Source organism: Pseudochrobactrum sp. AO18b, from assembly GCF_000409565.1.
Classification (GTDB): domain Bacteria; phylum Pseudomonadota; class Alphaproteobacteria; order Rhizobiales; family Rhizobiaceae; genus Pseudochrobactrum; species Pseudochrobactrum saccharolyticum.
The window spans coordinates 1-10,264 of record NZ_ANNO01000137.1; the positions used below are offsets into that span (position 1 = coordinate 1).

A 10,264-nucleotide genomic window follows, 5' to 3' on the forward strand; every position below is an offset into this window, starting at 1 on the left:
ATCAATAGACTGAAAACACTGCATGATTCGTAATTGAGTCATGAAGCATGGCAGAAGCGGGGAGCGGCAGGACAATAAGTTCAGCCGCACAGATCCGGTTGATGCATCAGTGTAACAGTCATGTGTTTGCGCGTGTGTTGGAGGCGGGGTTGCAGCGTTTGGCAACATTTGTCTCGGCCTATTAACCAGTGTGTCTTTTTTGTGGCAATTGCTGCGGAGGATACATTCCGGCTGCGTGTTTATGACAGCCGGAATCCGGGTTTTACTCTTGCGAGTAAGCCCAAAAACAGGGAACGAACATGAACCTTCTTGAGCTCGATATCGCTCGCGATGCACATCCGGTGGATGTCATTGAACAGGTTGCGCATGCCAATGACTGGGCTTTTGACCGTACCGGTGACGATGAGATTGCAGTTTCTGTTGTCGGTAACTGGACAGATTATCACCTTTCATTCTCGTGGATGGAAGAGTTTGAAGCGCTGCATCTGGCCTGCGCCTTTGATGTAAAGGTGAGTGAGCCGCGCGTGAATGAAGTCATGCGTCTGCTCTCTCTGATTAATGAGCAGCTGCTTATGGGGCATTTTGATCTGTGGCGTCAGGAAGGGGCGATTATGTATCGCCAGTCCCTGTTGCTGGCAGGCGGCGCTAAGCCAACCAGCCGTCAGGTCGAAGTATTGCTGGCCAGCGCGCTGGAAGCCTGTGAATGCTATTATCAGGCTTTCCAGTTTGTAGTCTGGTCGGGTGTGCCGGCGAAAGAAGCTTTGCAGGGCGTGCTGTTTGAAACGGTTGGCCGAGCTTAAGGTGATAAAACAAGCGTTGCCTGTTTAAAATGGCAGCGGTAGAGCGCCGTGTGCCAGACTTGGCACACAAAACTCGCTCTAACACTTTAAAATTAGAGCATAATTTTACCTTAAACTGATCTAAGTTTAAGGAACTATGATCTAGCGCATGTCGCGGAAAAGCGGCTACCGGTTTTCCGATAGTGACATGTGTAAAAACTTGGAGACAGAGCGGGCGCAGTGGATAAAATTACACGCGACACGCTCTACAAGTATGGGCGGGGGTGTCGTGTCTGAGCAGCAGGAAATCAGTTTTGCGGATTTTGAAAAAGTCGATATCCGCACCGGTACGATTATTGAAGCGGAAGTTTTCGCCAAAGCCCGCAAGCCTGCTTATAAGCTGAAAATTCATTTCGGCGATGTGATCGGTATTAAAAAATCATCCGCACAGATTACTGTTCATTATACGCCGGAAACGCTGGTCGGCCGTCAGGTTCTGGCCGTTGTCAATTTCCCGCCGCGCCAGATCGGTCCGTTTATGTCCGAAGTTTTGACGCTCGGATTTGCCGATGAAAATGGCGATATTGTCTTGGCGGCAACAGAGCGGAATGTGCCGAACGGGCAGAAGCTAATCTAGTCTTATACCGCGTTACGCTGTCTCATTTAAACCGCTTGAGAATGCATCAGGCAGGAATGCTGACAATGGCGCGCAGACCGCCGGTCGGACTGCTGTCCAGTGTGATATCGCCGCCGTGATTGCGGGCGATGTCGCGGGCAATCGCTAAGCCCAGACCTGTGCCGCCTGCATCCTGATTGCGGGCTTCATCCAGACGGACAAAGGGTTTGAAAACTTCTTCCCGCTTGTCTTCCGGTATACCCGCGCCGTCATCATCGACAACAATGGTCAGCCAGTCATTCTCATGGGTTGCCGTTAAATGCACGGATTGCGCATAGCGGAAAGCATTGCCGACGAGATTGCTGACCAGCCGTGTGAACGCATTCGGGCGGACGTGAATATTGCTGTTGCCGTGTATCTCGGCGGAGAAACCGCGATTGCGCAGCCGCGCTTCTTCTTCCAGTTTTGTGATGAGGATTTGCAGATCCAGAAAGCCTTGCTCCTCGCTGCCTTCACCGCGGGCAAAAGCCAGATAGCCTTCCAGCATATTCTGCATGTCGGTAATATCCTGATTGAGCGGCACCGTATCAATCTTGCTGCCTGCAATGGCCAGCTGCAATTTAAAGCGCGTGAGAATGGTGCGCAGATCGTGGCTCACGCCGCTGAGCATGGCTGTACGCTGTTCAATCTGCCGTTCAATGCGTTCGCGCATCTGGATGAAGGCAATGCCCGCCTTGCGTACTTCTTCAGCGCCATGGGGTCGGAAGCCGACAGGCATGGGCTGGCCTTTACCGAAACTTTCCGCCGCTTCTGACAATTGCTGGATCGGTTTGATCTGATTGCGCAGGAAGGCAATCGCAATGGTCAGCAAAACCAGTGCCGTACCGATCATCCATGTGAGGAAGATCAGCGTATTGGATGCATAAGCCTGACTGCGCTTGGCAAAAACACGTAAGACTTTGTCATCCAGCTGAATGCGGATTTCTACCAAGTCAGAATCCCCGACCGTATCAATCCAGAACGGGCGATTGATCTGGCGGGTGATTTCCTCATTAAGAAAATAATCAAGGATGGAGAAAAACGGCTTTGGTCCCGGCGGCGGCAGCGGCGAGGGTGGCAGAACAGATACGTTGAGATCCAGCCGCTGTTGCGCAATGCGGATGATATTCGCGTAATCAGGTTCCTGCGGATAGGTTTCCAGAATATCAATAATAGCAGAAATATCGCGCACAACCGCAGTGGACAGACGCTCTGTGACCATCTGCCAGTGTCGCTCCATAAAAACGAAGGCAATAACCGACTGCAACAGCACCATCGGAGCGATGATGATGATGAGCGAGCGCGCATAAAGCCGCTTGGGCATACGCAATGCCAGCCAGTCGGAAAACCTTTTCCAGAGCAACTGCTATTTTCTCCTGTCCGTCAGGATTCTGTTATTGGCGACGAGCGCTTTTATTGCTCAATGCTCAGCTTGTAGCCGATGCCGCGCACTGTTTGCAGCCAGATCGGATTGGCAGGATCGACTTCAATCTTGCGGCGCAGACGGTTGATCTGCACATCGATTGTTCTTTCTCCGACTTCCCCGTCCTGACCTGTCAGTTCATGACGCGGCACTGTCTCACCGGCGCGTTCAGCGAAGATCGTCATAATATCCTGTTCACGATCCGTCAGTTTGATAACTTCGCCGCCCTGTTTGAGTTCCTTGCGCGGAATGGAAAAAGTGTAAGGACCGAAAACAATCTGCTCAATAATATGCTGTGTCGGCTGGGCACCGCGGCGCAGAATATTATTGATGCGCAGTGTCAGTTCACGCGGATCAAACGGCTTGGAGAGATAATCATCGGCGCCGGCTTCGAGGCCGCTGATACGGCTGTCAGTTTCTGAAAGCGCGGTGAGCATCAGAATGGGTACATTTTTCTGCTCACGCAGCGAGCGGGTCAGTTCCACACCGCTTTCGCCCGGCATCATGACGTCGAGAATAATGAGATCGAAATCAATGCCTTCGAGCTTGCGGCGGGCTTCCTGCGCATTGGCTGCCATTGTGACACGGTAACCGGTGGTGCTCAGATATTGCGAGAGCAGGCTGCGGATACGGGTATCATCATCAACCACCAGCAGGTGCGGGGCATCGTCGGACAGAATTGTGTCTTCGCTGGTCATTGGTTTACCCTTTCAGTACAGAGCTTTTCCTGCCTCAGGCGAGGCGTGTATTCAGCTTGTTATCTCGGCTTCTGCAGTCTGTTTATCTGTGTGCACGGCCTTCGGATATACACACTATGTGAATGAAGGCTGTTTATATTTACCGGCTGAGCGGCAGGCTGTCGATCTGATCGCGCTGGTCGCTGTTGACCATGGCTTTCAGGAAATTCTGGATAATTTGTTTTTCCGTGACATTGCTTTCAGCCAGAGCCGCGGCAATGCGGTTTGACTGTGGTTGTGTCAGAGAAAGAATAAGCTCGCGGCCGGAAACAGTCGGATATAATTCCCGCTGGCGGCGGTCGGTTTCACCGGTCAGCTGGATAATATGGCCGTTATCGACCAGTTGTTTCAGAACACGGGCAAGGCTTTGCTTGGTGATTTTCAAAACATCCAGCAGTTCCGCAACACTCATGCCGGGCTTGCGGTTGACGAAATATAACACACGGTGATGCGCGCGGCCGAAGCCCATGGTTTCAAGCTGCTTATCGGGATCAGCTGTAAAATCGCGATAGGAAAAGAACAGAAGTTCAATGATGCCCAGATCGTTGACCTCATCTTCTGAGAGGGCAGCACGAATAGTAGTATCATTGTGATTGAAACGCACGTCCGGTCTCCGGTTCATTCATATTTCAGCCTGCTAGTTCTATCAGCCTGTTTGCTATGCGGATAGATTATCTGCATCTTACTTTCCATTATCTGCTTTAGAAACAATCATGGCAATATTTTGCGGCGCAACATCCTGCATTTTCACACTATCTGCCGTTTAAATCTGATTCTGTGTGAAACTGTATGATTGCGGGCAGTTCCGGAGGGATGAAACATGCTGAATTTATCAGGTAATAATTATAAGAATTGACAGTCTCCTTTTTCTTGTCATCATCAAGATGTCAAGGCGTTCTACTTTGATGTTTAACATTAATTGGGGTGACAATTATGGATGCCATTATTCCTATTCTTGTACAGTTAGTCGCCGGTGCTGTCGGCGGCAATCTGGCCGGTGCAGTTAAGAATCTCAGCCTTGGAACAACAGGCAATACAGTTGCCGGTGGTATCGGCGGTTTGATCCTCGGTCAGCTTCTGCCAATGCTGGCCGGTGGCGGTGTCGATTCTGCTTTGAGCGGTATTGTCGGACAGCTGATCGGCGGCGGTGCCGGTGGTGCCGTTCTGACAGCCGTGATCGGTCTGATTAAAAACAGCATGGCTAATAAAGCCTGACCGTAAAAACTCGGGATTAATTACCTTATGACCGGCAGGGCGGGATGTCATGCCGGTCTTATGAATATGTTTTTTCTTCAGGCGGTGCGCGATGCGCTGCTTTTTTGATTTATCCGGCCTATATAAAGGACAGCTACGGCTGTCCTTTTTGTTTGCACCAGAGTGTGCCGCGCTTAATTATACGCATGGCACTTACTCTGGATCCTTCTGTGGCGCATGTTCGCGGGAACTCAAATGAATCCATTTGAACCAGACATGTGCGAATTTTAAAGTGTTAGAGCGTCCTTTGTGTGCCAGATCTGGCACACGGCGCTCTAGGCAAAACGAAAACCGGTCAGAGCACGCAAACGATAATCGGGTGATAAATGAGCAAGCTTCAGGCAATCATAGTGGCAGTCACGCCTTTTCGGCAGAATTGCACAATCCTGTTCGATAAGGACAGTAAAAAAGGCGTTGTTGTTGATCCGGGCGGTGATGTTGATGCGCTGAAAGAAGTGATCGAGAACAATCAGCTGAAGATCGAAGAGATCTGGATCACCCATGGTCATGTCGATCATATCGGTGCTGCCGCTGATCTGCGTGATGCTTTGCAGGTGCCGATTATCGGTTCACAGGAAGAGGATGCGTTTCTCTACGACAATGTGGAAGCCTCGGCGGCCAAATTTGGTCTGGGAGACGGCTTCCGCAATTTTCAGCCGGATCGCTGGCTGAAAGAAGGTGATGTTTTACAGGTTGCCGGTGAGAATTTTGAAGTCTTGCATTGTCCGGGGCACTCACCTGGGCATGTGGTTTTCATCAATAAAGCCATGCATTTTGCAATTGTCGGTGATGTCTTGTTCAACGGATCAGTGGGCCGTACGGATTTGCCGGGCGGAGATCATGATACATTGATCCGCTCCATCAAGGAGAAGCTGCTGCCGCTTGGTGATGAATTCAGCTTTATCTGCGGCCATGGCGCAGGCAGTCGCTTTGGTGATGAGCGCAGAGGCAATCCGTTTCTGGTGTAATTGAGTTGCCACGGGCACCCAAAACTCTCATAAAAAAACCACCGGAGTGACCGGCGGTTTTTTCATCTGAACGGGATCAGTTTGCGACGCAGAAGTGATCCTGACCATCATAGCCACGGAATGTACCGGACTGGGCATTAAAGGAGCGGTATTTCTGGGAGCACCAGTTATACCATTCGCGTGTCCATGGCTGGTAAGAGCCACGGTAGTCGCGGCCATAATTTCCGCGTGCCGGCTGGGCAGGGTAGAAAGTCTGCGGTGGCGGTGCATTGTAAATCGGTTCACGATAAACAGGCTGCGGTTGCGGCTGCGACATGGCCCCGGCGATAATCGCACCGGCTGCAAGGCCAAGCACGCCTGCGGCTATCGCATTGTTGCGATCACGGCGGCGATCCCAGTCTCTGTCACGGTTGCGCCAGCCATTATCATGATTCCAGCCACCATTGTTCCAGCCCCCGTGGCGGCGTCCCCAGTCATCAGCGGATGCAACTGAAAGATTGCCGGCTATCGTGGCAATGGAGAGGCCTGCGATCAGAGCGGTCTTGGTCAACTTATTCATCATAATCTGTGCCTCCTTACGAAGCTATACGCATTCGGCAATGCCGGTTTTGGTCTTCTCTCAGCAGCAACTTTATGTGCTGTGATAAGATGATGACCAATCATTAAAGCAGGGCATATGAATGCTTGCTGAACAGAAAATAGGGGGAATGTTCAGCTTTTTAAATATCTCCGTATGTCACGATTAATGACAAGCAGCGTGGATTTGAAAACATGGCTTCATGTGCCTTGAGAGTGTGCGGACACATTGCTTAGAGGGAGGCGGGCTTCAGCTGTAAGACATTCATGAAAACAACGGGATAGGAGACTCTCTAATGAAAGGATCAATCCCGCAATGCTCTGCGTGCTGGTTTGAGCCGTCTTTTTTGGTTTTCAGACTGTATCAGAAAGTGAACAGCGAGCGCTCACAGGAGCCGTTCTGCAGATAATAAAAAACCCCGGCGTAACCGGGGTTTCTGGATAAAGCACTGCTTGCAATCTGACTTCTGTGAGAATGTCACGCAGAAATCATATATAGGCAGTTGGTGCTTTTTACTCGGTAATGCTGATGTCTACAGCTTTAGGGCCTTTGCCGCGACGATCCGGTTCAGTTTCGAAAGAAACTTTCTGATTGTCAGCGAGGTTTGTGAGGCCGGAAGCCTGAACAGCAGAGATATGTACGAAAATATCTGGTCCGCCATTATCCGGTTTGATAAAGCCAAAGCCTTTTTCACCATTAAAGAATTTGACTACGCCGGTTTGTGCCATGGGATACGTTCCTTTTCCTTGGCGCCGTCTTGGCCTTTCAGCCGCAACGGAATTTTTCGAACCGCTATGCGCACCACACGCCCAGCGGTAGGGGTATGCAGGCAGTTATCGAAATCAGGAAAGGAGCCGATCATTGTCAGTTGCCTGACCCGGAGCTTATAGCGGTTCCGGCGCGCCGTTCTTCCAGTCTTCCATTGTTCGCCAAATGCCCGAACATTTGAAGACTGATCTATAGAGAGGTATTTGGCAAGCAAATTTTTGTTATGACGCTGTTTTTTCTTTGCCAAGATGGGCTGTAATAAAAAATAAATAGTCATAAATACAAAGATACTTCACTAAAAAGAAATTCAAGATGACTTAAGTTTTATTTAGTTTTGAAAATTGTTGTATAATAACTGAATTATGTAGTTCTTTATGGTTGGAAGAAGTCGGATCACTTAAAAAATCGCATATTTTGAGAAAAAAATACACGAAAAGGCTGCTTTCGATTTTAAAGAGCGTTGTTTTCACTGCTGAAATTGAACAATTGCTGGCATTCCGGTTGTGTATTCGGGTTGTCGCTTATTCCGGAAAGTGATGCAGCCCCGTGTATTTCACTTTCATTGTCGCCAAAGGCTCTGAAAGTTTCAGCGGTTTCTGCGAATGATGCACGAGCCGCCACTGATTCTGATGGTCTGGCAGAGATTATCCGCTGTCTGACGGCTGTTCGCACCGAGGCGGGCGACATAGATTCCTCTTCTGCCGATCGGGCTGCGCACACGCGATATATAGATTTCCCGACCGGCGAACAGTTTCGGATTCTGTTTGCGCAAGCGGTTCCATTGCGCACTGACAACACTTTGACGGAAATTTCCTGCCACCTGAACCGCCCATGGAAACGGATTAAGCTGTGCCATAGAGATTGAGCGGGATTTGATGACGGGCAGGAGCTGGCAGGCTTGCTGAAAGGGCAGCTTGTCATCCAGCGGCGTGTCAGTCAGCTCTTGTCCGGTACTGAAATGATCCACGCTTTTTCCGGTAATGGAGAGAACATAATTTTCTGTCTCCAGCGGCAGAAATCCGCCATTCTTCATCCAGTTGGACAGGCGTGTCGGCCCTGCATTATAGGCCGCTGCTGCCAGCCCCCAATTGCCGAAACTGCCATGCAAATCTTTCAAAAACGATGCCGAGGCGGGCAGAGCCTGTTCAATATTAAAAGCATCGGTCAGGCCGCGTTCTTTGGCTGTGTAAGGCATGAACTGCGCAATACCCTGCGCACCGACAGGGCTGACAGCCAGATGGTCAAAACGGCTTTCTTTCCAGATCAGGCGGGCAAAGAAATTCGGCGGAATGCCATGTTTTTCAGCCGATCCAGCGATCAGGCGGCAGATTTGCGCAACATCCGGCGCAGGTTTTGCGGCGGTGTCAGACTTCTCGCGCTGTTTTTTCTCCGTTACGGGAGGGGCGGATTCGGTTGGTTTTTCCTGCTGCTCCTGTGCAAAGGCAACAGACAGACCAGAGACCGGAACAGACAGCATGAGTGCAGCAAATAATCCGGCCGGAAGGCGCATAGGCTGATCCTGTCAGAATATATCGCAAAAGTCCTGCGCGGGTTTTGAGACATATGTTAATGCCAGAGCATAATTTCTTAAACTTGAATGAGTTTAAAGTGAAATTATACTGCAAATATAAAATGTTAGAGCGATTTTTGTACGCCCGAAAGGGCGCGCGACGCTCTAAGAAATGGAAAACGCACATCGCTTTCATGCGTTTTCCGTCTTGTGCTGTCAATACGGTCAAGAAGCAGGGCGTTATTTGCCGGGACGTCCGGTCTTGCCGGAGCGGCGGGTTTTACGCTTTACATCTACCGGATCTTCATAGGAGCCTGCACCGGCACGATGCCGTCTGACCGGAGCCGGATCGTCGTCGCTCTGCGGGCCGAGCGGTTTCGCCATATCTGTTCCGGGTCCCATATTGTCGAGCGACGGTTTTTTAAACAGGGATGGCGACGGTGATGTTCTGCCACCTCTGGACGGTCGTTCAAGGGATAGCTCCGCTTCACGCGCCAGCGGATCATCGGCAATAGCCAGTTCTTTTTCTCGCAGACGTTTGATTTCGTCACGCAGTCTTGCAGCCGTTTCAAAGTCGAGATCGGCCGCGGCGTCACGCATCTTCTTCTCAAGATGCTCAAGATGCGCGCCGAGATTATTGCCGACCATGCCGCCTTGTTCGGCAAAGCCGCTGATATCTGCCCGCACATGATCACGCTCATAAACGGAATTGAGAATATCCGAGATGTTCTTGCGTACCGAGGCCGGCGTAATGCCGTGTTCGGTATTATAGGCAACCTGCTTCTCACGGCGGCGGCTGGTTTCCTCCATCGCGCGCTGCATGGAGCCGGTAATGGTGTCGGCATAAAGAATAACACGGCCATCGACATTTCGCGCTGCACGGCCGATTGTCTGCACCAGCGAAGTTTCCGAACGCAGGAAGCCTTCTTTATCCGCATCGAGAATAGCGACGAAGCCGCATTCCGGAATATCCAGACCTTCGCGCAGCAAGTTGATACCGATGAGAACGTCAAATGTGCCAAGGCGCAGATCGCGGATAATCTCGATACGCTCCAGCGTATCAATATCCGAGTGCATATAGCGAACGCGCACACCTTGCTCATGCAGATATTCGGTGAGGTCTTCGGCCATGCGCTTGGTCAGCACGGTTACCAGCGAGCGGTAACCGTTTTTCGCGGTTTCGCGGATTTCACCCAGCACATCATCGACCTGCGAGCGGGCGGAGCGCACTTCCACCGGCGGGTCGATCAGACCTGTCGGGCGGATCAGCTGTTCAGCAAACACGCCGCCGGATTGCTCCATTTCCCATTTGCCCGGGGTTGCCGAGACCGCAATGGTTTGCGGGCGCATTGCGTCCCATTCTTCAAAGCGCAGCGGGCGGTTGTCCATACAGGACGGCAGGCGAAAACCATATTCCGCCAGCGTTGCCTTACGACGGAAGTCGCCGCGATACATGCCGCCGATCTGCGGAACGGTAACGTGGCTTTCATCGATGAAAACCAGTGCATTATCCGGAATATATTCAAACAAGGTTGGCGGCGGCTCACCCGGCTGGCGGCCGGTGAGATAACGCGAATAGTTTTCAATACCGGC

11 protein-coding genes and 1 pseudogene are annotated in these 10,264 nt (G+C 51.1%); 4 read left to right on the forward strand and 8 right to left on the reverse strand.

From position 1 onward, the window contains the following. Nucleotides 1-299: 299 nt before the first annotated feature. Both A918_RS0105785 and A918_RS0105790 read left to right on the forward strand, forming a co-directional pair. Complete coding sequence (locus A918_RS0105785) at nucleotides 300-800, forward strand: YbjN domain-containing protein (protein ID WP_022710142.1); 501 nt, start codon at nucleotides 300-302, stop codon at nucleotides 798-800. 268 nt (nucleotides 801-1,068) lie between these two features. Continuing rightward, nucleotides 1,069-1,416 (forward strand): tRNA-binding protein, encoded by a 348-nt coding sequence (locus A918_RS0105790; protein ID WP_028233443.1) that lies wholly within the window; start codon nucleotides 1,069-1,071, stop codon nucleotides 1,414-1,416. A 46-nt stretch (nucleotides 1,417-1,462) separates the two neighbouring features. On the opposite strand, the gene A918_RS0105795 is transcribed toward A918_RS0105790, so the two are convergent. The 3 genes from A918_RS0105795 to A918_RS0105805 all read right to left on the reverse strand — a co-directional run bounded on the left by A918_RS0105795 (nucleotide 1,463) and on the right by A918_RS0105805 (nucleotide 4,216). Next, on the reverse strand, nucleotides 1,463-2,758 hold the full coding sequence (locus A918_RS0105795) for an ATP-binding protein (RefSeq protein ID WP_051138995.1): 1,296 nt from the start codon (nucleotides 2,756-2,758) through the stop codon (nucleotides 1,463-1,465). Nucleotides 2,759-2,847: 89 nt separating this feature from the next. After that, a complete protein-coding gene (locus A918_RS0105800; protein WP_022710145.1) occupies nucleotides 2,848-3,555 on the reverse strand; it encodes a response regulator in 708 nt (235 codons plus the stop codon). 139 nt (nucleotides 3,556-3,694) lie between these two features. Continuing rightward, complete coding sequence (locus tag A918_RS0105805) at nucleotides 3,695-4,216, reverse strand: MarR family winged helix-turn-helix transcriptional regulator (RefSeq protein ID WP_051138994.1); 522 nt, start codon at nucleotides 4,214-4,216, stop codon at nucleotides 3,695-3,697. 311 nt (nucleotides 4,217-4,527) lie between these two features. Here A918_RS0105805 and A918_RS0105810 point away from each other — a divergent pair, with 311 nt between their 5' ends. Both A918_RS0105810 and A918_RS0105820 read left to right on the forward strand, forming a co-directional pair. Then, nucleotides 4,528-4,809 (forward strand): hypothetical protein, encoded by a 282-nt coding sequence (locus A918_RS0105810; RefSeq protein WP_022710147.1) that lies wholly within the window; start codon nucleotides 4,528-4,530, stop codon nucleotides 4,807-4,809. 365 nt (nucleotides 4,810-5,174) lie between these two features. Continuing rightward, nucleotides 5,175-5,816, forward strand: coding sequence for an MBL fold metallo-hydrolase (locus A918_RS0105820; RefSeq protein WP_022710148.1), 642 nt, complete (start codon nucleotides 5,175-5,177; stop codon nucleotides 5,814-5,816). Nucleotides 5,817-5,892: 76 nt separating this feature from the next. Here the strand turns inward: A918_RS0105820 and A918_RS0105825 are convergent, their stop codons facing one another. The 5 genes and pseudogenes from A918_RS0105825 to A918_RS0105845 all read right to left on the reverse strand — a co-directional run. Next, entirely contained in the window at nucleotides 5,893-6,375 is a 483-nt protein-coding gene (locus tag A918_RS0105825; RefSeq protein WP_028233446.1) for a BA14K family protein, read from the reverse strand. Nucleotides 6,376-6,905: 530 nt separating this feature from the next. Next, nucleotides 6,906-7,121, reverse strand: a complete 216-nt coding sequence (locus tag A918_RS0105830) for a cold-shock protein (RefSeq protein ID WP_022710150.1) — start codon at nucleotides 7,119-7,121, stop codon at nucleotides 6,906-6,908. Then, the gene (locus A918_RS21705) at nucleotides 7,103-7,438 is read right to left on the reverse strand and encodes a hypothetical protein (RefSeq protein ID WP_139316403.1); all 336 of its coding nucleotides are present in this window, start codon (nucleotides 7,436-7,438) and stop codon (nucleotides 7,103-7,105) included. The genes A918_RS0105830 and A918_RS21705 overlap by 19 nt, the downstream gene beginning before the upstream one ends. A 309-nt stretch (nucleotides 7,439-7,747) precedes the next feature. Next, the gene (locus A918_RS0105840) at nucleotides 7,748-8,671 is read right to left on the reverse strand and encodes a lytic transglycosylase domain-containing protein (RefSeq protein WP_022710152.1); all 924 of its coding nucleotides are present in this window, start codon (nucleotides 8,669-8,671) and stop codon (nucleotides 7,748-7,750) included. A 380-nt stretch (nucleotides 8,672-9,051) separates the two neighbouring features. Next, nucleotides 9,052-10,264, reverse strand: a pseudogene (locus A918_RS0105845) (helicase-related protein); the annotation flags it as partial.

Bases quoted from the DNA above. Each gene is read 5' to 3' on its own strand.
- A918_RS0105785 (WP_022710142.1), top strand. From the start codon at position 300: ATGAACCTTCTTGAGCTCGATATCGCTCGCGATGCACATCCGGTGGAT.
- A918_RS0105805 (WP_051138994.1), bottom strand. From the start codon at position 4,216: ATGAACCGGAGACCGGACGTGCGTTTCAATCACAATGATACTACTATT.
- A918_RS0105795 (WP_051138995.1), bottom strand. From the start codon at position 2,758: ATGCCCAAGCGGCTTTATGCGCGCTCGCTCATCATCATCATCGCTCCG.
- A918_RS0105810 (WP_022710147.1), top strand. From the start codon at position 4,528: ATGGATGCCATTATTCCTATTCTTGTACAGTTAGTCGCCGGTGCTGTC.
- A918_RS0105825 (WP_028233446.1), bottom strand. From the start codon at position 6,375: ATGAATAAGTTGACCAAGACCGCTCTGATCGCAGGCCTCTCCATTGCC.
- A918_RS0105800 (WP_022710145.1), bottom strand. From the start codon at position 3,555: ATGACCAGCGAAGACACAATTCTGTCCGACGATGCCCCGCACCTGCTG.
- A918_RS21705 (WP_139316403.1), bottom strand. From the start codon at position 7,438: ATGACTATTTATTTTTTATTACAGCCCATCTTGGCAAAGAAAAAACAG.
- A918_RS0105830 (WP_022710150.1), bottom strand. From the start codon at position 7,121: ATGGCACAAACCGGCGTAGTCAAATTCTTTAATGGTGAAAAAGGCTTT.
- A918_RS0105840 (WP_022710152.1), bottom strand. From the start codon at position 8,671: ATGCGCCTTCCGGCCGGATTATTTGCTGCACTCATGCTGTCTGTTCCG.
- A918_RS0105820 (WP_022710148.1), top strand. From the start codon at position 5,175: ATGAGCAAGCTTCAGGCAATCATAGTGGCAGTCACGCCTTTTCGGCAG.